The organism is Mycolicibacterium sp. Y3, from assembly GCF_051188035.1.
GTDB lineage: Bacteria > Actinomycetota > Actinomycetes > Mycobacteriales > Mycobacteriaceae > Mycobacterium > Mycobacterium fluoranthenivorans.
This window is the reverse complement of sequence record NZ_JAVQLT010000001.1, coordinates 3330760-3355111: the sequence shown is the minus strand read 5'-3', so window position 1 is coordinate 3355111 and position 24352 is coordinate 3330760. Positions and strand designations below refer to the sequence as shown.

Here is a 24352-nt window from a genome sequence, read left to right as displayed (position 1 = left end):
CGGGTAGCTTCCCGGCATGGAGATGTTCAGCCAGTCCCTGGACTGGGGAAACGAGATCCTCGCGTCGCTGTGGTGGATCACCAAAGCGTGGGTGATCAGCGCGGTGATCGCGGTCGCGGGACTTGCGTTTCTCGCCCGGTTCACCACCTGGGGGCGGCAGTTCTGGCACGTCACCCGCGGGTATTTCGTTGGGCGTCAGAGCATTCCGGTGTGGGGCCTGCTGGGTGTGCTGCTGTTGTCGGTCATGGTGTCCGTGCGGATGGACGTGCTGTTCAGCTATTACGCCAACGACCAGTACACCGCGCTGCAAGTCGCGTTCGAGGGGGCCGGGGCCGGGAACGAGGCCGTCCGCAACTCCGGTGTCGACGGATTCTGGAAGTCGATCCTGATCTTCGTCGGGCTGCTCGTCGCCGATATCTCGCGCACCGTGGCCGACCTGTATCTGATGCAGCACTTCATCATTCGCTGGCGGGTATGGCTGACCGATCACCTGACCGGTGATTGGCTCGGCGACCGCGCCTACTACCGCAACCGGTTCGTGGCGGCGTTCGGCGGCGTCCCGATCGACAATCCGGACCAGCGCATCCAGCAGGACATCGATGTGTTCACCACCGGAACCGGACCGGAGACCAACACCTTCACCGTCGGCACCGCGCAGACGCTGTTCTTCGGCACGGTGAACTCGGTTCTGTCGGTGGTCGCCTTCACCCCGATCCTGTGGAATCTGGCCGGCCCGTTGTCCTTGTTCGGGGTGACGATCCCCAAAGCCCTGTTCTGGCTGGCCTTGCTGTGGGTCGCGATGACCACCGTGGTGGCGTTCTGGATCGGTAAGCCGATCATCCGGCTGACGTTCCGCAACGAGCTCACCAACGCGGCGTTTCGCTATGCGCTGGTGCGCATCCGGGACGCCGCCGAGGCGGTCAGCCTCTACCGCGGCGAGGACACCGAGCGCCGCTCGCTGTCGGAGCGCTTCGGCCGGATCATCGCGAACTACCGCAGACTCGTGCTGCGGGGTGTCGCGTTCATGGGCTGGAACCGCTCGGTGAGCCAACTCGTCTCCCCGCTGCCGCTGATCGTGCAGGCGCCGCGGCTGTTCGCCGGCGAGCTCAACCTCGGGGATGTCACGCAGTCGGCGGGTGCCTTCGGCTCGGTGCAGAGCTCGCTCAGCTTCTTCCGTGCCGTCTACGACTCGTTCGCCGGGTATCGCGCCGCCATCATCCGGTTGGACGGGTTGGTGACGGCGAACGAACAGGCCAGGGAGCTACCGCGGTTGGCCGCGACGGTGAGTGCCGATGGCGCCGTCGAGATCACCGATGTCGAGGTGCGCTCGCCGCACGGGGTGCCGCTCGTCGACGACCTGCAGGTGCGACTGCGCCCCGGCGACTCACTGGTCATCACCGGACCGTCGGGCACCGGCAAGACGACGCTGCTCCGCAGTGTGGCGCAACTGTGGCCGTACGCCTCGGGTGCTGTCGCTCACCCGGCGGAGACGATGTTCCTGTCCCAGCTCCCCTACGCCCCGCTCGGTGATCTGCGCGCCGTGCTCAGTTACCCCGCCGCCGTGGGCGCCTTCCCCGACGACGCGATCCGCAACACCCTGGTGGCCGTCACGCTGGGGCATCTGGCGACGCGACTCGACGAGGACTCCGACTGGGGTAAGGAACTCTCCCCCGGTGAACAGCAACGCATCGCTTTTGCCCGGGTGCTGCTGGCGCGCCCCAGAGCGGTGTTCCTCGATGAGGCCACCTCGGCGCTGGACGCCGGGCAGGAGTTCGCGATGTACACCACGTTGCGAGACCGGTTGCCCGACACCATCGTCGTGAGCGTCAGCCATCGAGACAGCGTCGACCGCCATCACGAGCAGCGGCTGGAATTGCTCGGCGAGGGCCGCTGGAGTTTGACTCCGCTGGCCGCCGCCCCCTGACTCAGCGCGCCACGGCGTGCGCCGCGGCCCGGCGCGCGGCGTGCCCGCCCGCCCGCCGCCCGAAGAACGAACCCTCGCCCAACTGCGTACCGCTGGCGTAGCCCTCACCGTCCTGGGCAATGTTGGACGCGCACGCTCCGGCGGCGTACAGACCGGGCACGGCGCCGCCGTCCTCGCGCAGTACCTCGCCATCGAGCGACACGACCAGCCCGCCCATGGTGAAACCGGAGTACATGGCGACGCCCAGGGACAGGTCGAAGGCGGCGAACGGCCCGGTGTCCTGTGCCGCGATGTAGTCGGGCTGCTTGTGGAAGTCGGGATCCTCGTGGTTCGCGGCGTTGGCGTTGTAGCGCTCCAGCGTCGCGGCCAGGTTCCCGGCCGGGATGCCCAGGGCCGCTTCGACTTCGGCGATGGTCTCGTAGCCGTCGATGAACTTGATCAGCGGCATCTCGGGCATCTGCATATGCGCCTCGTCCACGATCAGGTAGGCCTGCTGGTCGGGTTGCTGCAGCACGAAGGCCGAGGTGCGCGAATGGTAGGAGTCCTCGGCGACGAACCGCTGGCCCTGGTTGTTCACGATGACGCCGGTCAGCAGGATCTCCGGCGGGTAGGCGGCCGCGGTGATGAACAGGCCGTCGAGGTTCTTGGCGACCCCACCGGCGGAGACACCCAGCCGGATGCCGAGACCGTCGTCGTGCGGGTTGCCCAGGATGTAGGGCTCGACCTCACCGTGGTGCTTGGTCTTGCGCTTCTTGCCCAGCGCCGGGGTGTACTCGGCGACCATCTCGGGGTTCATCGCGAAACCGCCGGCCGCGATGATGACGGCCTTCGCCTTGACCGCGCCGGTGTTGCCGAAGTTCTTCCAGCTCACCCCGACGACCGCGCCGTCGTCGACGATCAGATTGGTCGCCCCGGTCTCGTAGCGGATCTCGACGCCGAGTTCGGCGGCCCGCTTGAGCAGCAGCTGGATCACCATGTCGGCGCCGCCGAGTTCACCGGGCACGGGCACCGAATGCCCGCGCGGGGCCGGCTTGGCCTGTTCGTTGAACGGCCAGACCTTCTCGTTGCCGGTGTAGGACAGTCCCTCGGTGCCCGGGGGCACCACCACCTTGCCCGGGTAGTAGCTGCGCTCGAACTGGAAGCCGAGGGCCTCGAGCCAGGTGAAGTGCTCGACACTGCCGTCACAGTAGGCGCGGATCTTGTCCAGCTCGGGGTCCTTCGACACCGCGACGAGGTACTTGTACATCTCGTCGGCGGAATCCTCGTGCCCGGTGGCCTGCTGCACCGCGGTGCCCCCGCCGAGGTAGAAGTGGCCGCCGGCCATCGAGGTGGTGCCACCGGCCGCGGCGGCGCGTTCCAGTACCAGGACCCGGGCGCCGGCGGCGGCCGCGCTGACGGCCGCGCTACCGCCCGCGATACCGAATCCGACGACCACGACGTCGAATTCGTCGGACCAGTCGGTGACGTCGCCGGCGTCGACGGTGTTCGGGATGTCAGTCATGTGCTCTCCTGCTGCTGGCGTTTCACGTGGTCGAAGAATGCCTGGATCTCGGGTGGGATGAGGGCGATCTCGATGTACGAGACCCCCGAATCGGCCGGGGCGAGCGAAGCGACGGCGAAAGGTTCCGGGCTGACGTAGGCGAACTTCATGCCGCCGGGCATCACCCCCTGCTGCACGACGGACGCGCCCGCGGCTGTGGCGTCACGCAGGGCCGCCTGGTAGCCGTCGGCATCGGGCGCTGCCACGCAGATGTGGTGTAGCCCGGGGCCGACGGTGTCGAGGAATTCGGTGTAGATGCTGTCTCCCCGGACCGGGGCGATCAGCTCGAGTTGGGTGTCCCCGGCATAGCTCAACGAGATGTCGGCGACGAAGTCGGCCGGCGCGCCACGGTACTCACAGCTGTCCGGTCCGAAGTGCACACCGGGCATCCGGACCCAGCTGCGGGCACCGAGCAGCGCAGTGAGCGTGCGTTCGGTGGTGTCGAGATCACGCGTCACCCACGCAATCTGGACAGGTGTCTGATTGAGCATCGATGTGAGGATATCCCCACCGCGCCATCGTGGCTAGAACGTGTTCTAGTTCTGCCGCAGCGTGTCGATCACCAGCCGGATCTGGCCGTCGAACACCAGGGCGGCATCCGACAGCGTGCCGGCCCCGTACTGCCCGAAGACCTCCATGCTGATCGCACCCACCAGGGTGGCCCACAGCAGGAAGCACTTGAGCAGGGCGCGGTCACCACCGGGAAAGCCGTACTCCGTCCGCAGCGCCGCGAAGTCCTCGGACAGCGGTTGCGGCAGAGCCTCTTTCGGGTCCGGAACATCCCCGGCCAGAATCCCCTCGGCCACCACGGCGAGCACCGACACGATCATCCGGGTGCCGGGGCCGACCGTGATGTCAGCCGGGGCGCGGTACCCCGGTACCGGACTGCCGTAGAGCAGGGCCCACCGCGCGGGCTGATCGACGGCCCAGGCCCGGGCGGCATGCGCCATCGCGACCAACCGGTCCGGCCAGTCGGCGCCGGGATCTGCGGCGGCGGCCTCCACGGCATCGGCGAGTTCGTCGTACGCGTCCACCAACAGCAGGGTCAGCAGATCGTCCCGACTGGCGACGTAGCGATAGATCGCCGAGGACACCATTCCAAGGTCACGGGCAACGGCGCGCAGCGACAGTCCCGCCGCCCCCTCGGTGATCAGGTGCCCCCTGCCGATCTCGATGACCTCGGCCTCGATCCGGTCACGTGCGTCCCGTCGCTTGCCCATGACGCCAGTCTGACACGAAACGAGATCACTGCTCTTGATTTGTGCGGCGCGCCATGACATGGTGAAAACAAGAGCACCGCTCTCGAAACCTCGAAAGGACATCACATGATAACTCGTTACGACGAACCGAACCGCATCGCCAAGGCGGCCAACACCGTGATTCGCCGCTTGGCCGAAGCAGGTATCAGCATTGCGGGCACCCGTGCCCTGCGGGTCCGCGGCAGAAGCACCGGTCGCTGGCAGGGCGTGGTGGTCAACGTCCTGACCGTGGACGGCCGCGACTACCTCATCTCACCCCGCGGTAACACCCAGTGGGCGCGTAACGCCCGCGCTGCCGGTTCGGTGCAGATGGGACCGTGGTGGCGACGGCGGCAGATGCAGGCGGTGGAGGTCGCCGACGGCGCCAAACCCGAACTGGTGCGGCGCTACCTCGACCGCTGGTTCTGGGAGGTCAAGACTCACATCGGCGGTTTGACGCCGGACTCCACCGATGCCGAACTGCGGGTGAAGACCGTCGAGATCCCGGTGTTCGAATTGGTCGGCTGAACCGCCACCGCCTCGATGATCTGCTGACCGGTCGACTGGAACGACACGGCGGCGGGTAGCTGGCCCCAGGTGCTGTTGAACAGGCCGATGATCGCGGCCCGGCCGTCGGCGGTCGGCACGTACACCGGCCCGCCGGAATCGCCCTTCTGACTCATCACGCCGTTGGTCATGGTGAACCAGCCGTTGTTCACCGAATCGATGGTGCCGCAGGTCTCCCCCGTGATGATGCCGAAGTGGCAGACCGTCTGGCCGGCCTTCTGGACGGCCAGTGCCGGATCCGAGATCAACGGGCGGCCGCCCGGCAGCACGTTGAGCATCTGGACGTCGGGGGCCAGCGCGATGGCCTCCCAGTCGGTGATCTGGTAGTCGGTGGTGACGGTCGTGCCGTCGGGGGTGTTGTCCCTGGACATGGTCACCACGCCGATGACGTTGCCGTCCCGGTCGGTCACCGGGCCATCGGCGCGGCAGTGACCGGCGGTCAGGGCGGACCGGGACGCCATGTCGACAAAGCCCAATGTGCACATTGTCGAGCCCTGCCGGATCTCCATCCCCGGATAGACCGTGGGACCGGGCGCCGGAGCCACCGGGCTCGCGCCGGCCGGCCCGGCGGCCAGCAAGGCCGGCCCGGCCATCAGCACACCCACAAGGACGCTGAACAGACGTGCGCGCATGACTTCCTCCCGATCCCTCCACCCTCGGTAAGTCTGACGCTACCGGGATGCTGAGGTGTAGATCGGGTAACGGTCCGATCCCGTTACAACAACGCCGGCCCGGATTTCAAGAATCCGGGCCGGCGTGTCGCGAAGAGAATTACGGGATGGTCAGGACCTGGCCCGGGTGGATCAGATCGGGGTTCGCCACCCCGCTCGCGTCGGCGATCCGCTGATACTGGTTGCCGTCGCCGTAGAACCGCTCCGAGATCGCCCACAGGGTGTCACCGGAGACCACAGTGTAGGTGCGCGGGGCGGGCGGGGCAGGCGGCGGTTCCGGCGCGGGAACCTCGGGTGCCGGAGCCTCCGGGGCCGGCTCTGCCGCCGCGGCCAATTCCACCTCGGGTTCGGGGGCCGGAGCCTCCTCGGCCGGCGGGGCCGGCGGCGCCTCGTCGGTATCGGTACCCGACGCCCACGCCACACCGTCGAAGCCGTACAGCACCAGATTGCGATCGTCCTGCAGGATCAGCCGGACATCCTTGGCACCCTTGGTGTCGGTGTGCCACACCGGCTTGTCCGGGGTGTACAGCACGAAGTTGCCGTCCTCCTGCACCTCGGCACGCACCACGTCCTGCCCGTTGGTCTCGGTGGACCACACGGCGGTGTCCCCGCTGTAGAGCACGAAGTTGCCGTCGTCTTGCAGCGTCACCCGGTAGGCACCGTTGTCGGACGTCAGCGACTGGCCCCGCTCCAACTTTTCACCCTTGTGAAGTCTGTCTCCCATGCTGTTCTCCCCTGATCGACGTTGACTTCACCGAGCCTAGTGAGGAACGTGTGCCGGCGGGGCGGTTGTGCTCGCGAAAATCAGAACACTTGGCGAACACTGCGTGTGCTCAGGAATCGAACCCGAGCCCCAGCCGGTCCAAGGTCCGCAGCAGGAGGTTGCGCCGGCCCGCCGAATGGTCCGCGCGGTTCAACGACCAGCGGGTGGCCTGGATGCCCACGCTGGCCAGAGGCTCCGGCGGGAACGGCAGCGGCTTGCGCCGCACCATATCCAATTCTGTTCGCGGCGTGGGCTTTCCGTCCAACAGGTCCAGACACACATCGGCGGCGAACCGGGCGGCGCCCACGCCCAGGCCGGTGAATCCGTTGACGTAGGCGACCCGGCCGCCGCGGGCGGTGCCCCAGTGCGCGCAGAACCGGGTGTTGGTGTCGATCGCGCCGGCCCAGCGGTGCGTGAACCGGATGTCGTCGAGCTGCGGAAAGGTGAGGAAGAAGTGTTCGGCCAGCCGGCGATAGGTCTGCGGCCGGTCCTCGTATGCCGGGTCGACCCGGCGCCCGAAATGGTAGACGGCGTCGTAGCCGCCCCACACGATGCGGTTGTCGGCAGACAGCCGGTAGTAGTGGAATTGGTTGGCGCAATCGCCGACTCCCTGCCGATTGCGCCAGCCGATCCGGTCCAACTGGGCGTCGGTCAGTGGTTCGGTCGCCAGGACATAGTCGTACACCGGCACCGTGTACGGCCGGTTCCTGCGCAGCAGGCTTCGAAACACGTTGGTGGCCAACACCACCCGTTGCGCGGTGAGCACCGCGGCACCGGTGTCGACCCGAAGCCCGGCCCCCGACGAATCCAGGGACAGGGCGCGGGTGTGCTCGTGGATCACCACCCCGGCTTCGGTCGCCGCCCGGGCCAACTCGAGAGCCAGCTTGGCCGGGTGCACGATCGCCACACTGTCGGCCTCGAAGAGTCCGGCCAGATACGTCGGCGAGGCCACTTCCGCGCGAACCTGCTCACGGTCCAGGAACGTGCCCTTGTCCGCGGCCGCCAGCCCGCTCACCTGATGCGGTTCGGTGGCCACCGTCAGCATCCCGGTGCGCTCCCACTCCACATCGAGGCCCAGCCGTTCGATATCGGCCGCCATCCCGTCCAGGTTTGCCGTCCCCATGGTGTCGAGCAGATCGATCTCGCCCGGCCACCGCGACTTTCCGTTGTCGTGTCCGTGGGTCAGGCTGGCGTCGACGAAGCCCCCGTTCCGGCCCGAGGCGGCCCAGCCGATCCGCTCGGCCTCGATCAGCACGATGCGCTGTCCGGGGTTGCGTTGCGCGGCGTGCACCGCCGCCCACAATCCGGTGTATCCGCCGCCGACGATCAGCAGGTCGCACGTCACCGCGCCGGACAGCGCGGGATGCTCGGGGCGGGGCAGGTCGAGCCACATCGAGCCGAATGCGCTCGCGGCCAGCGACCGCGTCACCAATCCGGAGTCGACCTGCGCATCGAAGGCGGTTTTCACCCCTGCACACTACGCGGGGCGCGCCCACCGATAAACCTCGTCAGCACGGGTCCGGCGATGGCCAGGATGAACACGTACGGGGTGGCGATCGCCTCGAGGGCGGGCAGCGTGGCGCCCACCAGACCGATGATGACGAGGGAGAACTCACCGCGCACGATCAGCGCCGTCCCGGCGCGCAACTGGCCGGGTCGGGCCACCTGGTCCCGACGGGCGGCGAACATCCCGGTCGCGACCTTGGTGCCGGCGGTGACGACGGCCAGGGCCAGCGCGGCGGGCAGCATCGGGACCAGATCACCGGGGTTGACCGACACCCCGATGGCCAGGAAGAAGATGGCGGCGAACAGATCCCGCAGTGGGCTGAGCACCATGCGGGCACGATCGGCCGCCTCCCCGGTGAGAGTCAGCCCGACCAGGAAGGCCCCGACCGCCGCGGACGCATGGATGAACTCGGCGAGCGCGGCCACGATCAACGTCAGCCCCATGATCCGCAGCAGCAACTGTTCGTTGTCCGGATGCGCGACGAGCCGGCCCACCAGGTGTCCCCAGCGGTAGGACGCCACGAACGCCAGCACCAACGCCGAGACGGCGACGCCCATCCCGAACAGGGCGTGGGCCCAGCTGCCCCCGGCCGCCAGGACGGCCAGCAGCGGCAGGTAGGCCGCCATCGCGAAATCCTCCAGCACCAGTATGGACAGCACCGCCGGCGTCTCGCGGTTACCGAGCCGGCGCAGGTCGTCGAGCAGGCGCGCGATCACCCCGGACGACGAGATGTAGGTGACCCCGGCCAGCGCCAGGATGCCGACGCCGTCCAGCCCGAGCAGCCAGCCGGCGATCGCACCGGGGACGGCGTTGAGCACGAGATCGACCCAGGCCGACGGCAGATGGTGGCGGAGGCTGGCGGCGAACTCACCGATGGAGAACTCCAGGCCAAGGGTCAACAGCAGCAGCACCACGCCGATCGACGCGCCGGTCGTGACGAACTCGTCGGCCGCCGGGATGTGGGCCACCCCGCCTTCGCCGAGCGCCAGGCCGGCGGCCAGGTAGAGCGGGATCGGCGACAGTGCGAACCGGCGGGCGGCCGCGCCCAACACGGTGAGCACCGCCAGGACGATGCCGAGCTCGAGCAGCAGCGCGGCCGATACCTGCACGCCTTCAGCCCTTGTCGACGATGCGCTCGACGCCGGAGATCCCGTCCTCGGTACCGATCACCACCAACACATCGCCGGCACGCAGCGGCTCGGCCGGACCCGGTGAGGCCAGCACCTCCTCGTCTCGCACGATCGCGACGATCGATGCGCCGGTGCGGGTGCGCGCCCTGGTGTCACCGAGCGCCCGGTCGACGAACGGGCTGTCGGCGCGGATACGCACCTGGCCGGCGTCCAGCCCCGGCACCGCCCGGGTCAGATCGGCGAAGCGTTCGGCGATCCGGGGCGCGCCGAGGATCTGGGCCAGGGCCTCGGCTTCCTCGTCGCTGAGCCGGAACGCCTCCCTGGCCTGGTCCGGGTCCTCCTTCGGGTACACCACCAGTTCGAAATCTCCGGTGCGCCGGGCCACCACGCCGATCCGGTCACCGTCGCGGGTATCGAATTCGAAGCGCAGCCCGACACCGGGGAGCAGGACCTCTTTGACATCCATCCGTCCATCCTGGACGAACGCTGTGGGCCGGCGTCGCTACTTCTGTAAAACGGGCGCGTCCCGGGGTGCCCAGCCGGGCGGGCCGAATGCGTAGCCGAGCTTGTCCCGCCAGCGCTTCGCGGCCCGGACATCTCGTCCGATGGCCACGTACTCGTGGGTCTGCAGTTTCCAGATGTTGTAGGTGTCCACCTGCTTGGTCAGGCCGTAGTGCGGGCGGAACTCCTCGTCGGCGTAGCTACCGAACAGTCGATCCCACAGGATGAGGATGCCGCCGTAGTTGCGGTCCAGGTACTGCTTGTCCATGCCGTGGTGCACCCGGTGGTGCGACGGGGTGTTGAACACGAATTCGAAGGGCCGCCAAAGCTTGTCGATGTGCTCGGTATGCACCCAGAACTGGTAGATGAGGTTCACCGAAAAGCTCGCGAACACCATCCACGGCGGAACACCCAACAGCGGCAACGGAATCCACATCAGGATCTCGCCGCTGTTGTTCCATTTCTGGCGCAGCGCAGTGGCGAAGTTGAAATACTCACTGGAGTGGTGGGCCTGGTGGGTGGCCCAGATCAGCCGCACCCGATGCGCGATGCGGTGGTAGGTGTAGAACAGCAGGTCGACGCCGACCAACGCGATCACCCACGTGTACCACTGCGTTGCCGGCAGATGCCACGGCGCGAGGTAGGCGTAGATGGCGGCATATGCCAGCAGCGCACCACCTTTCCAGACGGCTGTCGTGGCTACGGACACCAGGCCCATCGATACGCTGGCCCACGCGTCGCGACGCAGATAGGCCCCGGGCCGCGTGCGCTCTCCCGTCGCTTCGCTCGCCCCGGTCAGCGACTCCAGTTTGCGGGCCGCGGTCCACTCCAACACGAGCAGCAGCAGGAAGAACGGGACGGCGAACAGCACCGGATCACGCATCTGCGGTGGCAGCGCGTCGAGCAACGCCCGGATACCGTCCATAGCGCTCAGCCTAAACCGGGCCTCTACCGGAAACTCAACACCTCGGCACCCCAGGTCAGCCGCTGTTCACGGTCGGGGTCGGCGACCACCTCGTCCTCGCGGCCGATGATCAGGGTGGCCCGCTCATCGGGACGGTAGGCCGGCCAGACCGGTGCGCCCGGTCCCGCGCTCGGGTCGGCGCCGGCGGCGAAGCGGGTCCAGCGTGCCCGCATCCGCTCCGATACCGCGGTGCCGGCGGCCAGCCCGCCGAGTTTGAACGTGGGGTCCTTCGGACCCATCACCAGATTGCCCCAGACATAAGGCAACTCGGTGGCGTGCGCAGCATCCAGGCGCAGCAGTTTGAGCACCGGGGTGGCCCAGTCGAAGCGGTACATGTACACCGGCGCGACGGCGCTGTGCCCCTCGGCGAACCAGATGGACGGCATCCGGAAGCCGACGTCGCGGGCCACGCCGAGCGCGGGTTTGCGGCCCCGCCCACGGTAGACGGCGGTGATCTCGGCCTCCGTCGGGATCTGAAGCCCCGGCTGTTCGCTGGCGATCGCGGCGAACATGTCGCGCAGGGTGTGCGGGGCGATCGGCATCAGCGGGGAACGCATCCAGCGGAACAGCGCTGCTTCGTGCCGGTTCGTCCCGATGATGAGCGGTACCGGATGGGTGCGGCCGGCGCGGGCGGCCTGCACGGGGTAGTCCGGCACCAGGTCACCATCGACGATCGGCACGAAGGCCAGCGTCCCCGGAAAACGCCGCGGCACCTCGTTGTACAGGTGTTTGGAGGCGGCGATGATGCTCTCGATCGGGGCTTCGCGCAGGCGGTGCGTCTCACCGGGATGCACGCCGATCCGGTCCAGGAACTGCTCGGCGATCCTGCGGGCGCGGTCCCGGTCGTAGACCGACGTGACCGGGGCGCTCTGCGCGATGGCCCGGTGGAACAATCCCGCCGCGGCGGGACTGGCCATCAGTGTGGTGAGGATGCCGGCGCCGGCGGATTCACCGAACAGGGTGACATTGTCGGGGTCACCACCGAACGCCGCGATATTGGCCTGCACCCAGTTCAAGGCCGAAAGCACGTCGCGCACACCGATATTGGTCTCGAATCCGGACCCGAATGACGACAGGTCCAGGAAACCCAGCGCACCCAGCCGATAGTTCATCGTCACCACCACGACGTCACCGCCGGCGGCGAGCTCGCGACCGCGGTACAGCGGCTGCGCCGACGAGCCCAGCGCATAGGCCCCGCCGTGCACCCACACCATCACCGGTTTCGGTCCCCCGGAGGTCGACGGCGCCCACACATTGAGGGTCAGGCAGTCACCACCCTGTGGGGCGCCCAGGTCGAGCGGGATGTGCGGATCGGTCTGCTGCGGGCAGACCGGCCCGAAGCGGGTCGCATCGGCCGGCTCGGTCCAGCGCTGGGGCGGTTGCGGAGCCCGCCAGCGCAGCTCGCCGACGGGCGGCGCGGCATAGCGGATGCCCAGCCACCGGCGCACGATGCCGTCATCGGTGCCACGGACCGGTCCGTACCCGGTGATGGTGTCGGTATCCGGGATCACACGTGCCTCCTAGGTGGAGTGTTCAGCCCACCAATGTTACCGACGAGTACAAGCTACGGCACTGACCAGCACCGTTGGATCCGTCACGGTTCAGTCGGCGCGTCGGCGACTTCTCGGTTTCCGTCGGTACATGTTCGCGTCCGCGTTCCGGAGCAAGGTGTCCAAATCGTCGGTACCCACCGTCCAGCCGACCGACGCGGTCAAGTCGACCGGCCCGACGGTGGTCGGATAGCTGCCGGTAAGCGCGGTGGAGATGTTCGCGGCCAGCTCCGCGACCTCCGCCGCTGTGACGTCGACGGCAAGGGCCACGAACTCGTCGCCTCCAAAACGAAACATCGACGCGCGCGCCCCTACGGTCTGCGCGAGCAACCTCGCGGCGGCGGCCAGCACCGAGTCACCGACGCAGTGCCCGTGCATGTCGTTCACGTGTTTGAACCCGTCCAGATCGGCGAACACGATTCCGACCGTCCCGTCGGGACTGGCCGCCCGGCACCTCTCGAAACGCTCGGTCAAGGCGTGTCGGTTACCCAGGCCGGTAAGCGAATCCGTCAGCGCCAGTCTCGCGAGTTCGGCTTCTGCACGCCTCCGGCCGGTGATGTCGACGAACTGGGCGACGATGACATCGTTGCCGCCGTGCGCTCCCGCGACGCGTACGGCGTTGCGTTGCATCCATACCGTCGTCCCGTCGCAGCGGAGGTAGCGGCGTTCGGAGGCGACTTCACTGACCGACCCGTCCTGCAACCGGGCAAGGTCGGCGTCCGCCGCCGGGAGGTCGTCCGGATGGACGAGGTCGCGAAAGTCCCTGCCTATCAATTCCTCGGCCTGATAACCAAGCAGTGCGCACATCGAAGGATTGATGTGGAGCGTGCGGCCCGCCGGCGTGAGGACGGCTTTACCGAAGGGGGCATTGGCCATGCTGATCTCGAACAGACGCACCGCCTCGTCCCGCGCCCGTTCGGCCTCAACCCGCGCGGTCACATCGGTGACCTGGACATAGAAGCCCCGAACCGCGCCCTCGACGATGTCGGGAAGGTAGGAGGCCTGGGTATAGCGGGTCGCCCCGAAGCGATCGATGAGGGTGCGTTCGAACAACTGCTCCTCACCGGCCAACGCCCTGGTGATGTACGGCAAGTTCAGCGTATAGACGGCTTCGCCGAGGATCTCCCTGATATGACGGCCCCGCGCTTCTTCCGGTGTGACACCGAAGTAGTCGACATAAGCGGCATTGGCGAACACATTGCGCAGATCGCGGTCCCAGTACCCGATCAACGCCGGAAGTCGGTCCAGGAGCAGCCGCAGTCGGCGCGTCTCCTCCGGAGAGCTCATGGCCGGGGCGCGCAAAGCAGCCCGGTGGATCACCACGCCTGTTTTTCTCGACCGCTTTGCCATCCAGTGCGAAACTACTTCAGCGTCAGATTGTCGGCAATGTCTGACCGTCGTGTCGCGTAAATACACTCGCCCTGGGCGCAACCCTGTCGGAGCCGGCGCGGCGGCTCTACCGTCGCCGGTCATGGCCGTTGACATCGCTGAGCAGACCACCCACGTCCCCGTACTCGACTCCCCCGACGCTGCCCTGGCCGCCGCCGATGCCGTGGCCACCGAGGTCGCGGTGGGCAGCGCCGAACGCGAGCGTTCCGGCGCCTCGCTGCTGCCGCAGCTGCGGGCGGTCGCCGAGGCCGGTCTGCTGGCCGTGCCGGTACCCGCCAAACACGGCGGCCCCGGTTTCCCGGCGTCGGTTCAGGTCGAGGTGCTGCGCCGGCTATCCCGCGGCGACGGCGCGCTCGGCCAGTTGCTGCTGGCGCATTTCGTGATCTCCCAGGCGATTTCGGCGCTGGACGCCGACGCACCGCAGGCCGTCCGGATCTACGGCGACATCCTGGCCGGCGGACAGCTGGGGAATGCCACCGCCGAACGCGGAACCGCGTCGCCGCTGCACCGCAACACCACGGTGCGCCGCCGCGACGACGGCTCATGGGAACTCAACGGCACCAAGTACTACGCCACCGGGGCGCTCGGCGCGACCTGGATCGCGGTCGCGGCCGGCATCGCCGGCACCGACGGGGAGACCGCGACCGTCTTCATCCGGCCGGATCAGGACGGTGTGACCCTCAACCTGGAGAAATGGTCGGCGTTCGGCCAGCGCGGCACCGCCAGCGGTGAGATCCGCCTTGAGGGCGTGCTCGTGGACGACGATCTGGTCATCGAGGAGGGCGCCCCGCCACACCCGGTCGACGGTCCGCCGACGGTGCTGGGCGCCTACGACCAGGCGCTGCACGCGGCCATCGACATCGGAATCGCCCGCGCCGCACTCGAAGACGGCGCGGAGTTCGTCCGCACCACATCGCGGCCCTGGAAGGAAGCCCTGGACGCGGGGATCGACCGCGCCGACCACGAGCCGCATATCGTGCGCCGCTTCGGCGAGCTGACCGCGCGGCTGTACGCCCTGGAGGCACTGCTCGCCGCGGGGACGGCCGTCGTGGACGAGGGCCAGGCGCAGCCGGATCTGTCGCGGGACACCGCGGCGGCCGCCTCGCTGAAGGTGGCGGCGGCCAAGGCGCTGGCGCAAGAGTTCGCCGTCGAGATCGCGAGCGGCATCTTCGAACTCACGGGCACCTCGGGCACCGACGGCGAGGCGAATCTGGACCGGCACTGGCGCAACGTACGCACCCATTCCCTGCACGACCCGGCCCGGTGGAAGTACGTGCACCTGGGCAACCACACTCTGCACGGCACCCGGCCGCCCCGGCTGGGTCTCGTGCTCTGAACGCGCGGAGCAAAACATGAGCTACCAAAACAGCTTCTATCTCACCGGCAGTATCAATGCACCCACCGTCGAGGATGCGCTGCGGTTCGTCGGGCAGCGGTTGCAGCCGTCGGTCACCCGGGTGCCCGACGGTGAGCCCGGTGACCGGGCGAACTGGGTGCTCACCCAGACCCGGCATTTCCTGGAGAACCCGACGCTGGACGTCGTGGAGAACGACGGCCGCAAGCTGGCCCGGCTGCGCCCCGGAACCACCCACGCCGACGTGCGGTTCCCCGCCTTCGACTACCAGGACCACGCGATGGCGTCGTACCGGCTGTTTCGCGCCGCGCGCGACCGCGGCGAGCTGACGCGTGAGTCGAAATTCCTGGTGTCCATCCCGACGCCGTTCAACGCGGTGAACTTCTTCGTCGACTTCGATTCGCAGGTCGAGGTGGCGCTGGCCTATGAGAGACCGCTGCGCGACAGTGTCGAGGCGATCCAAGCGGCGATCCCTCATGAGGATCTGGCCATCCAGTGGGACCTGCCGATCGAGGACGCCACCATAGAGGGCTGGTTCCCCAACCCGTACGACGACTTCGAGCAGATCTACGCCGCCACCGCACGCGCGGCCGCCTGGGTGCACGAGGATGTCGACCTGACTTTTCATCTCTGCTACGGAGATTCGAAGTTCGGCGCCTCGCCGTTCATGGGCGATCCGCCGGATGACGAAGCAGCACAGCGCGGCGGGCGTCATATCTATCCGCGGGACGCGTCGGTGATCGTCGCGGTGTCCAACGGATTGTCCCGGCACGTGCCGCGCCGTATCGACGCCATCCAGGCGGCGACGGTGACCACGTGGAATCGGCTGGCGCACTGGCAACCGCTGGCCGACCTCGCGATCGAGCCGGAGACCGAGTTCTATCTCGGGTTGGTGCACGCTGCAGACGGTGCGGTCGGTGCTCGTCACAGGGCCGCGCTCGCGGCGAGGTTCCTGCCCCGGTTCGGGCTGTCCACCGAGTGCGGTCTGGGCCGGCATTCGACCGAAGAGCTCGACCGGGTGGCGGGCACGGTGGCCGAGCTGTTCGAGACCCGGGAGGCCGCGCTCGCGTGATCGCCCGATAGCGTCGTCGGCGTGCGTAAGTGGCTGCTGCTCAGCGCGGCGATCGTCGTCGAAGTCGCGGCGACGTTGTCATTGCGAGCGTCTCAGGACGACTCCGCGTGGCTGGTGGTCGTGGTCATCGGCTATACCGGTGCCTTCGCGTTGATGGCGGCGGTACTGAGGGCCGGGATGCCGGTGGGCGTCGCATACGGCATCTGGGGCGCGGTGGGCACCGCGGTGACGGCTTCGCTCGGCGCCGTGCTCTTCGGCGACCCGTTCACCTGGCCCATCGTGATCGGCATCGGGCTCATCATCGCCGGTGTGCTGCTCGTCGAATTCGGCTCGCACACAAAGTCTTCGACATGATGTGGTGGGCGCTGGCCGGGGCCATCGGCAGTGAGGTGCTGGCCACCCTGGCGCTGCGCGCCTCCGATGGATTCCGCCGCAAGGCGTGGCTGTTGCCGATCGCTACGGGGTACGTGCTGTCGTTCTATCTGCTGTGGCTGACACTGTCGCTCGGGATGCCGGTCGGTATCGCCTATGGCGTGTGGACGGCGTGCGGGGTGGCACTGGTGGCCGTCGTGGCCAAGGTGCTGTTCCGGGACCCGCTCACCTGGCGGATGAGGCTGGGTATCGCCCTCATCATGGCGGGGGTGCTGACGATCGAGCTGGGAGCCGTCGCCCGCTGAGTGCCCCGGCCATCAGCAGCGCGACCACCCCGGCGACCGGCACCAGCACCAGGCCCGCCCGAAGTCCCGCGGCGTCGGCGATCAGCCCGACCACCGGAGGCGCGGCCACGAACCCGACCCGCATCAGCCAGGCCACGATCGTCAGCCCACTGCCGGGCCGCAACCCGGGCAGCCGGTCGGCCGCGTGCATGGCCGCCGGTACCGCGGTGGCCATCCCGAGGCCTGCCGCGGCGAACCCCGCGACGCTGGACACCACCGACGGGTAGGCCAGCGCCGCGCCCATCCCCACCGCGACGATCACCCCGCCACCGCGCACCACGGCGCGCTCACCGAACCGGTCCACCAGGCGGTCACCGAGCAACCTGCCGACGAACATCGCGCCGGCCAGCGCGATGTACCCGAATACCGCGACCGCGTCGGATGCGCCGAGGGAACGCAGATACAGCGTCGCCCAAGAACTTCCGGCATCCTCGACGATGGCGCCGGCGATGGCCAGCGCCACCAGTGCGGCCAGCACGCCGTACACCACGGGTCCGGCGCGCGCACCGCTCCCCTGCCGGGCACGGGCATGCTCATCGTGTTCGGCGCCCTTGAGCAGGAACGGCCACACGAGCAGGGCCACCGCGGCGAACAGCACCGCCGACAACCCCAGATGTGCGGCACGGCTCATGCCGAGCACCAGCGATCCCGCACCGAGCAGGCCGCCGAGCACCGCACCGGCGGCCCACACCGCGTGCAGCGAATTGATGATCGAACGGCCGTAGCGGCGCTGCACCCACAACCCGTGCGAGTTCTGTCCGACATCGGCGAGGGCGTCACAGCAGCCGCCGGAGAACAGCACCACCGACACCAGCACCGGCGAGGGCGCCCAGCCGACCAGACCCACCAGCACCGCCAGCGCGGCCGAGGCGAGCACCGCAACGCGCGCCGAACCGAACCTCCGGATCACCACACCGGCAGCCAGACCCGCCACCAGCGCGCCACCCGGGAACGCCGCCACCATCACGCCGTAGGCCGCATTGCTCAGCCCCAGGTCGGCCTTGATCTCGGGAAACCGCGGGAGCAGGTTGGCGAACGTGGCCCCGTTGATGAGGAACAGCGCGGCCACCGCGATCCTGGCGTGCCGCACTTCCCGTCCGGACTTCACGGACGCCGACGATACTGGGCCCATGTCGGCCGCCCCCTTGCTCGCCCTGTTCCCGCCGGGTTCGGTGCTCGACACCGACGGCACCCTGATGGTCGGCGGTTGCCGCCTGGACCTGGTGGCCACGGAATTCGGAACGCCTGCCATCGTCGTGGACGAGGACGCCCTGCGCGCCCAGGCGCGGGCCTACCTCGACGCGTTCCGCACCCGCTGGGCTCGCAGCGATATCGCTTTCGCTTCGAAATCGTTCCCGTGCACCGCGGTTCAACGGGTCATGGTCGAAGAGGGACTGCATCTGGACGTCGCCGGCGGCGGGGAGATTCTCTCCGCCCTCAAGGCGGGCGCCGATCCCGCCCGATTGGTGCTGCACGGCAACGCCAAGACCGACGAGGAACTCACCATGGCGGTCGAGCACGGCGTGGGGCTGGTGGTGATCGACAACTTCGACGATATCGACAGGCTGGAGAACATCGTGCCGGCCGGTCGCAGGCAGCCCTGCCTGGTGCGGGTCATCCCCGGCGTGCAGGCCGATACCCACGCCTCGCAAGCCACCGGTCACGCGGGGTCCAAGTTCGGGCTGGCTCCCGACGATGCCCGGCGGGCGATCGCCCGGGTCCACGCCAGCCCGCGGCTACGGATGGACGGGGTGCACACCCACGTGGGTTCGCAGCTGCTGCGCACCGAACAACTGGCTGCCGCAGTCGCCCCGATCGCCGCGCTAGGCACGTTCGACACCTACGACCTCGGTGGTGGGCTGGGCGTGCGCTACACCTACGCCGAGCACCCACCCACCATCGACGAGTACGCCGCCGCCATGGTCGAGCAGGCCCGCACCCTGCTGCCCACGGGCAGCCGCATCATCGTCGAGCCGGGACGCAGCATGGTCGCGGCGTCGGCCTGCACGCTGTACCGCGTCACCACCGTCAAGCACGGGCAGATCACTCATGTCGCCGTCGACGGCGGGATGGGCGACAACCTCGAGGTGTCACTGACCGGCCAGCGGTTCGAGGCCACGGTCGTCAACCGGGTGGGTGGGGGCCAGACCGTCACCGTGGTGGGACGGCATTGCGAGTCCGGCGACCGGCTGGTCGATGGGGTGGCGCTGCGCGATCCCGTGGTGGGTGACCTGCTGGCCGTCCCGGTCACCGGTGCGTATTGCTACACCATGTCCAATCAATACAACGGCGCACGCCGAGTTCCGGTGGTGTTCACCCGCAACGGATATGCCCGCCTGGTCGTGCGCCGCGACACCTGGGCGGATCTGCTCGCCCGCGACGTGGAGCCGTGAATCCGGCAAGATTGCCGGCATGACTGAACTAGCCGACCTGGCCGTGCGGTACCGGGTGGCGACGGAGTTCGTGGACTGGACCGGGCAATGGCATCCGGTGCCGGAGTCGACGCTGGTATCAGTCCTTGACGCCCTCGGCGTGCCCGCCGGCACGGACGACGAACGCCGGGCCGCGTTGCGCGCCCACGACCGCGAGTACTGGGAACGCGCGCTGCCGCCGACGGTCGTCAGCACGGCCGGCACCGCAACGCCGTTCTGGGTGCACGTCACCCATGGCGACCCGGTCGGACTGTGGCTGCGGCTGGAGGACGGATCGGTGCGCACAGGTTTACGTCAGCTCGAAAACAACCGCCCCCCATACGATCTGGATGGCCGGCTGATCGGGGAGGCCACCTTCGAGCTGCCTGCCGATCTGCCGCCGGGGTACCACCACCTGCACGCCCAGACCGGCGGCACCGACAGCAGCACCCTGCTCATCGTCTCCCCCGCGTCGCTCACCCCGCCGCCGGGACGGCAGTGGGGCCTGGCCACCCAGCTCTACAGCGTGACATCGGAAAACTCTTGGGGAATCGGCGATCTGACCGACCTGACCGACCTCGCGGTGTGGTCCGCGACGCGCCACGATGCCGGGTTCATCCTGGTGAACCCGCTGCACGCCGCGGCTCCGGTGGCGCCGATGGAGCCGTCGCCGTATCTGCCGACCTCGCGGCGGTTCGTCAACCCGCTGTATCTGCGGATCGAGGCCATCCCGGAATACGCGTTCCTGCGCAAACGCGCCCCCCTCGGGAAGGCGCGCGCCGAACTCGCCGCCCGGTCGCGCCGCAAGAAGCGCATCGACCGCGATGCGGCGTGGAAGGTCAAACGGGCCGCACTCGCCCAGGTGTACCGGGTCAAGCGTTCGGCGGGCCGCGAACTGGCCTACGCCGCCTACATCGCCCGGGAGGGCCGCAGCCTCGGCGACTTCGCCACCTGGTGCGCCCTGGCCGAGGAGTACGGCGCCGACTGGCACACGTGGCCCGAAGCGCTACGGCATCCCGCGAACCCGGCCGTCTCCGAGTTCGCCGCCGGCCACGCCGCGGCCGTCGATTTCCATCGCTGGCTGCAGTGGCTCCTCGACGATCAGCTCACCGCCGCCCAAGCCACCGCCGAGCAGGCCGGGATGGCGCTGGGCATCATGCACGACCTGGCGGTCGGGGTCGATCCCGACGGCGCAGACGCCTGGGCACTGCAGGATGTGCTGGCCCTCGGCGTCACCGCGGGCGCACCGCCCGACGAGTTCAACCAGCTGGGCCAGGACTGGTCGCAGCCGCCGTGGCGGCCCGACCAGCTGGAGCGCGCGGGCTATGCACCGTTCCGGGCATTGGTCAATGCGGTGCTGCGGCACTCGGGCGGGGTGCGCATCGACCACATCATCGGTCTGTTCCGGCTGTGGTGGATCCCCAAGGGTGCCGCCCCCACCGAGGGCACCTATGTGCGCTACGACCACGAGGCGATGATCGGCATCGTGGCACTGGAGGCGCAGCGGGCAGGCGCGGTGGTGGTCGGCGAGGATCTGGGCACGGTGGAGCCGTGGGTGCGCGACTACCTGCGCGAGCGCGGACTGTTCGGCACCTCGATCCTGTGGTTCGAACTGGACCGCGACGGTTCCGGCGGGCAGGAGCGCAGCGACTCGGGGAATCATTCCGGCGGGCAGGAGCGCAGCGACTTGGGGAATCATTCCGGTGAGAACACACCGCTGCCCGCAGAACGCTGGCGCGAGTACTGCCTGGCGTCGGTGACGACGCACGACCTGCCACCGACGGCGGGCTATCTGGCCGGCGAACATGTCCGGCTGCGCGACGAACTCGGGCTGCTGACCCGGCCCGTCGAGGAGGAGCTGGCGGACGACAAAGCCGAGCTGGCCGCCTGGCTGTCGGCGCTGCACCGGCTCGGGCTGGTCGGAACCGACCCGGACACCGACGAGATCATCCGCGGGCTGTACGCCTACCTGGGCCGCACGCCGTCGCGGCTGCTGGCCCTGGCGCTGCCCGACGCGGTCGGCGATATCCGCACCCAGAATCAGCCGGGGACCACCGACGAGTACCCGAACTGGCGGGTGCCGCTGGCCGGGCCGGCGGGCAATCGGCTGCTATTGGAGGACGTGTTCACCGATCCGCGGGCCGCTGCCCTGAGCGATGTAATGAAAGCGCAGGTACGGACGATCAACCCGTGACTGAAGTTTCTACGGGTGCTCAACTGCGATATCTTCGCAACGCACCGCGATAACCCGGAGGTCACGTGAAGAAGCAAGTAGTTCTCGGTATCGGCGGGTTCGCCGTGCTCGCGGCGGCCGCCTCGGCCACCCTGGTCAGCGCCGGTGTCGCGAGTTCGGACCCCAACGGGTCCAGCCCCTACAGCGTGATCGGGGAACCATACGGCAAGGCCGTGGCCATCCTGAAGAGCCAGGGTGTGCGCTCCAGCTTCGGCGGATCCATCGGCAGCGACGTGCCCCAAGCCCAGTGCATCGTCAGCGGACAGAAGGCCACCTCCGCCGGGAAGATGATCCTGGAACTGAACTGCACCCAGAAGGCGTATGAAGACGCGCAGGCCTCCACCCCGTCCAGCGGTGGCGGCGCATCCGCCGGCGTGCCCGGTGCGCCGAACGTCGGCGCCAACGGTGTCACCACGGTGACACCGACCCCGGTCGGCCCCCAACCCGGAATGTCGATCCCGGGGGCCTGATACCGCGGGCCGCGCGGCGGCCGGCGGGCTACCGTGACCACCGTGACATCTGCGAGCAACCGGTCCGGCTACTCCCATCCCCGCTCCCTGCAGGGTCGTGTGGCGATCGTCACCGGCGCCGCGCGGGGCGTCGGGAAGGGCATCGCGACCGCCCTGTTGCAGCGCGGGGCGTCGGTGCTTCTCACCGATATCCTCGACGACGTCCTGGAAGCCACCACCGCTGGTTTCAAAGAGGCTGGGCTGCAGGCTCATTCGCTGGTTGCCGACCTTCGCGACGCCGACACGCCGCAACGGATCGTCGATACCGCGTCGCACACCTTCGGGGCCATCCACGCACTGGTGAACAACGCCGTGGCATGCAACGAACCCAAGGCCTTCGGTGACATCAGTGCGGCCGACTACGACCTCGTCTACGACACCGGTCCACGTGTCACCTTTGCGCTGATGCAGGCCGTTCATCCGCACCTGCTCGCCGCGGGCGGTGGCGCGATCGTCAACATCGGGTCCGCCGCCGGCACCGCGGGCGAACGGAACTTCGGGGCGTACGCCGGCGCCAAGGAAGCGATCCGGGGCATGTCCAAAGTCGCCGCGCTCGAATGGGGCCGAGACGGCATCCGCGTCAACGTCGTGTGCCCATTGGCCGAGACGGACGGGCTGAAAGTGCTGCGAGACCTGGATCCGAAGCGCTACCAGCAGGTGGTGAGCACGACCGCGCTGAAGCGCATCGGCGATCCGGCCACCGACATCGGCCCCGCGGTGGCGTTCCTGATCGGGGACGACGCGGCCTACATCACCGGACAGACCATCCTGCTCGACGGCGGCGCGGGTTCGTTCAGATAGCCGGCCCGGTTCCCGCAGCAGATCCGGTCAGCTCTTGGAGCAGCCAATCCAGCAGCGGCTGTTGACCTTTCAGAATTTTCAGCCGTGCTGTGGGCACATCGAACCAACCGACCCTGTCCACCTCCGGGTACTCCGTGAACTTCCCCGAACCCCGGGGCCATTCCAGGGTGAAGGTGTTGCTCACCGCGCGGCGGGTATCGAGATCGCCCTCGACCGCGAAGGCGGTGACGATCTTGCCGCCGGGCTGCTTCAATGGCGCGAACGCGATCGGCGGGCCGTCCGGCGCCGCGACACCGACCTCCTCGGCGAACTCCCGGCGGGCCGCCCACCAAGGGTCCTCCCCGTCGAGGTACTCCCCTTTGGGGATCGACCACGCGCCCTCGTCCTTCCGCGCCCAGAACGGCCCGCCCGGATGGCCCAACAGCACCTCGAGGACACCGCCGGTCGTGCGGTACAGCAGCAGGCCTGCACTCTGACGGGGCACCGCCTCACTGTAGGGACCGGGGTCCGCGTCCGCAGAACCGCCGTGACATCGCCCACACGGTCGGTGAACACGGGATGAATGCGCCGCCACCGGGCGGCGTCCATCTTCCGCATCGGGTGTGAAGCACCGCGTTGACCTGCACTGGAGCGCGGTCCGCCCGCTGCAGGTGTGGTGCGCCGCGGGCGAATCGGGGCGGCGGAGCACTACAGTCACCACCGTGGTCGACGTCCACTACTCACGTTATGTCGCCTTGGGTGACAGCCAGACCGAGGGACTCTGGGACACCGATGACACCGGGGCCCTCATCGGCTTCGCCGATCGGCTGGCCTGGCTGCTCGACGGCTACTCCCCGGGTATCGAGTACGCCAATCTCGCGGTCCGCGGCAAGCGGATCCGTGACGTGCTGGAGGTGCAGCTGCCCGAAGCCGTGGCCATGCGGCCCGACCTCATCACCATGTGCGTGGGCATGAACGACGTGACCCGGCCGGGTCGCAAGTTCGACCAGGCCCTGGTCGATCTGGATATCCTGCACGACCGGCTGGCCCTCACCGGTGCGACCGTGGTGACGACGACCTTTCCGAATCTGGCCAGGGTCCTGCCCGCCGGCCGGATCCTGGTGGCGCGCGTGCTGCGGATCAACGATGTCATCCGCGCCGCGGCCGACCGGCACGGCTTCCGGCTCATCGATCTGTACCACGCCGATTCGATGACCGACCCGGAGAACTGGAGCACCGACCGCGTGCACGGCAGCACCAAGGGCCACCAGCTGTTCACCGCCGCGGCGGCGGAGGCGCTGGGATTACCGGGCAGCAGCCACGACTGGGCGTACGCGGCGGCGGCGGACACCGAGCAGTCGCTGCGCTCGCGGCTGTACTCGCAGGCCATGTGGACTCAGAACATGCTGATGCCATGGATCTGGCGGCATCTGCGCGGGCGGTCGGCCAGTATCGGCGGCGGCCCCCGGCATCCGCAGCTGAGCCCCGTCGTGGCCCGGTCAGACGCCCGGTAATCCGGCTTTCGCGCTGAGC

The 24352-nt window shown here is 68.7% G+C and carries 24 protein-coding genes; 11 read left to right on the top strand and 13 right to left on the bottom strand.

From position 1 onward, the window contains the following. Positions 1 to 16 precede the first annotated feature (16 nt). The gene (locus tag QN239_RS16310; protein ID WP_499011888.1) at positions 17 to 1924 is read left to right on the top strand and encodes an ABC transporter ATP-binding protein/permease; all 1908 of its coding nucleotides are present in this window, start codon (positions 17 to 19) and stop codon (positions 1922 to 1924) included. Between the two features lies 1 nt (position 1925). Here the strand turns inward: QN239_RS16310 and QN239_RS16305 are convergent, their stop codons facing one another. From QN239_RS16305 to QN239_RS16295, 3 genes are read right to left on the bottom strand one after another with little or no spacing between them, the layout of a single operon-like run. Further along, entirely contained in the window at positions 1926 to 3425 is a 1500-nt protein-coding gene (locus tag QN239_RS16305; RefSeq protein ID WP_499011885.1) for an FAD-binding protein, read from the bottom strand. Continuing rightward, on the bottom strand, positions 3422 to 3955 hold the full coding sequence (locus QN239_RS16300) for a VOC family protein (protein WP_499011882.1): 534 nt from the start codon (positions 3953 to 3955) through the stop codon (positions 3422 to 3424). The genes QN239_RS16305 and QN239_RS16300 overlap by 4 nt, the downstream gene beginning before the upstream one ends. Positions 3956 to 4000: 45 nt before the next feature. After that, positions 4001 to 4684, bottom strand: a complete 684-nt coding sequence (locus QN239_RS16295; RefSeq protein WP_499011879.1) for a TetR-like C-terminal domain-containing protein — start codon at positions 4682 to 4684, stop codon at positions 4001 to 4003. A 105-nt stretch (positions 4685 to 4789) separates the two neighbouring features. Between QN239_RS16295 and QN239_RS16290 the strand changes: the two genes are divergently transcribed. Beyond that, the gene (locus tag QN239_RS16290) at positions 4790 to 5230 is read left to right on the top strand and encodes a nitroreductase family deazaflavin-dependent oxidoreductase (protein ID WP_499011877.1); all 441 of its coding nucleotides are present in this window, start codon (positions 4790 to 4792) and stop codon (positions 5228 to 5230) included. Here QN239_RS16290 and QN239_RS16285 read toward each other — a convergent pair. The 8 genes from QN239_RS16285 to QN239_RS16250 all read right to left on the bottom strand — a co-directional run bounded on the left by QN239_RS16285 (position 5143) and on the right by QN239_RS16250 (position 13642). Then, positions 5143 to 5901 carry an Rv1815 family serine proteinase gene (locus tag QN239_RS16285; RefSeq protein ID WP_372517208.1) on the bottom strand — a complete coding sequence of 253 codons (759 nt, stop codon included), beginning with the start codon at positions 5899 to 5901 and terminating at the stop codon, positions 5143 to 5145. The two genes, QN239_RS16290 and QN239_RS16285, sit on opposite strands and share 88 nt — an antisense overlap. A gap of 139 nt (positions 5902 to 6040) precedes the next feature. After that, positions 6041 to 6664 (bottom strand): LysM peptidoglycan-binding domain-containing protein, encoded by a 624-nt coding sequence (locus QN239_RS16280; RefSeq protein ID WP_499011875.1) that lies wholly within the window; start codon positions 6662 to 6664, stop codon positions 6041 to 6043. Between the two features lie 109 nt (positions 6665 to 6773). Further along, positions 6774 to 8171 (bottom strand): NAD(P)/FAD-dependent oxidoreductase, encoded by a 1398-nt coding sequence (locus QN239_RS16275; RefSeq protein ID WP_499011873.1) that lies wholly within the window; start codon positions 8169 to 8171, stop codon positions 6774 to 6776. Beyond that, positions 8168 to 9319, bottom strand: a complete 1152-nt coding sequence (locus tag QN239_RS16270) for a cation:proton antiporter (RefSeq protein WP_499011871.1) — start codon at positions 9317 to 9319, stop codon at positions 8168 to 8170. Before QN239_RS16270 ends, QN239_RS16275 begins: the two co-directional genes overlap by 4 nt. 4 nt (positions 9320 to 9323) lie before the next feature. Then, a complete protein-coding gene (locus QN239_RS16265; protein ID WP_090360968.1) occupies positions 9324 to 9806 on the bottom strand; it encodes a cation:proton antiporter regulatory subunit in 483 nt (160 codons plus the stop codon). A gap of 36 nt (positions 9807 to 9842) precedes the next feature. After that, entirely contained in the window at positions 9843 to 10766 is a 924-nt protein-coding gene (locus tag QN239_RS16260; protein ID WP_499011868.1) for a sterol desaturase family protein, read from the bottom strand. A 23-nt stretch (positions 10767 to 10789) separates the two neighbouring features. Beyond that, positions 10790 to 12316, bottom strand: a complete 1527-nt coding sequence (locus tag QN239_RS16255; protein ID WP_499011867.1) for a carboxylesterase/lipase family protein — start codon at positions 12314 to 12316, stop codon at positions 10790 to 10792. A 90-nt stretch (positions 12317 to 12406) separates the two neighbouring features. Continuing rightward, positions 12407 to 13642 carry a PAS domain S-box protein gene (locus QN239_RS16250; RefSeq protein ID WP_499011865.1) on the bottom strand — a complete coding sequence of 412 codons (1236 nt, stop codon included), beginning with the start codon at positions 13640 to 13642 and terminating at the stop codon, positions 12407 to 12409. A 184-nt stretch (positions 13643 to 13826) separates the two neighbouring features. Between QN239_RS16250 and QN239_RS16245 the strand changes: the two genes are divergently transcribed. The 4 genes from QN239_RS16245 to QN239_RS16230 are packed head-to-tail and all read left to right on the top strand — an operon-like array spanning position 13827 to position 16847. Continuing rightward, a complete protein-coding gene (locus QN239_RS16245) occupies positions 13827 to 15080 on the top strand; it encodes an acyl-CoA dehydrogenase family protein (RefSeq protein ID WP_499011863.1) in 1254 nt (417 codons plus the stop codon). 16 nt (positions 15081 to 15096) lie between these two features. Beyond that, positions 15097 to 16170, top strand: coding sequence for a hypothetical protein (locus tag QN239_RS16240; protein ID WP_499011862.1), 1074 nt, complete (start codon positions 15097 to 15099; stop codon positions 16168 to 16170). 21 nt (positions 16171 to 16191) lie between these two features. After that, a complete protein-coding gene (locus QN239_RS16235; protein WP_499011861.1) occupies positions 16192 to 16524 on the top strand; it encodes a DMT family transporter in 333 nt (110 codons plus the stop codon). Next, positions 16524 to 16847 (top strand): DMT family transporter, encoded by a 324-nt coding sequence (locus QN239_RS16230; protein ID WP_499016817.1) that lies wholly within the window; start codon positions 16524 to 16526, stop codon positions 16845 to 16847. The genes QN239_RS16235 and QN239_RS16230 overlap by 1 nt, the downstream gene beginning before the upstream one ends. Here the strand turns inward: QN239_RS16230 and QN239_RS16225 are convergent. Continuing rightward, the gene (locus QN239_RS16225; protein ID WP_499011859.1) at positions 16801 to 17994 is read right to left on the bottom strand and encodes an MFS transporter; all 1194 of its coding nucleotides are present in this window, start codon (positions 17992 to 17994) and stop codon (positions 16801 to 16803) included. The genes QN239_RS16230 and QN239_RS16225 overlap by 47 nt on opposite strands. Positions 17995 to 18016: 22 nt before the next feature. Between QN239_RS16225 and lysA the strand changes: the two genes are divergently transcribed. From lysA to QN239_RS16205, 4 genes are all read left to right on the top strand, one after another. Next, the gene (lysA, locus tag QN239_RS16220) at positions 18017 to 19279 is read left to right on the top strand and encodes a diaminopimelate decarboxylase (protein ID WP_499011857.1); all 1263 of its coding nucleotides are present in this window, start codon (positions 18017 to 18019) and stop codon (positions 19277 to 19279) included. Positions 19280 to 19298: 19 nt separating this feature from the next. Beyond that, a complete protein-coding gene (gene malQ, locus QN239_RS16215; RefSeq protein ID WP_499011854.1) occupies positions 19299 to 21491 on the top strand; it encodes a 4-alpha-glucanotransferase in 2193 nt (730 codons plus the stop codon). 65 nt (positions 21492 to 21556) lie between these two features. Beyond that, the gene (locus QN239_RS16210; protein ID WP_499011851.1) at positions 21557 to 22000 is read left to right on the top strand and encodes a hypothetical protein; all 444 of its coding nucleotides are present in this window, start codon (positions 21557 to 21559) and stop codon (positions 21998 to 22000) included. Positions 22001 to 22042: 42 nt separating this feature from the next. Further along, positions 22043 to 22840: an SDR family NAD(P)-dependent oxidoreductase gene (locus QN239_RS16205; protein ID WP_499011848.1), complete on the top strand. Its 798-nt coding sequence runs from the start codon at positions 22043 to 22045 to the stop codon at positions 22838 to 22840. Here QN239_RS16205 and QN239_RS16200 read toward each other — a convergent pair. Then, positions 22833 to 23324, bottom strand: coding sequence for an NUDIX hydrolase (locus tag QN239_RS16200; protein WP_499011846.1), 492 nt, complete (start codon positions 23322 to 23324; stop codon positions 22833 to 22835). The genes QN239_RS16205 and QN239_RS16200 overlap by 8 nt on opposite strands. A gap of 217 nt (positions 23325 to 23541) precedes the next feature. Here QN239_RS16200 and QN239_RS16195 point away from each other — a divergent pair, with 217 nt between their 5' ends. Next, positions 23542 to 24333 carry an SGNH/GDSL hydrolase family protein gene (locus tag QN239_RS16195; protein WP_090361571.1) on the top strand — a complete coding sequence of 264 codons (792 nt, stop codon included), beginning with the start codon at positions 23542 to 23544 and terminating at the stop codon, positions 24331 to 24333. Positions 24334 to 24352: the final 19 nt, after the last annotated feature.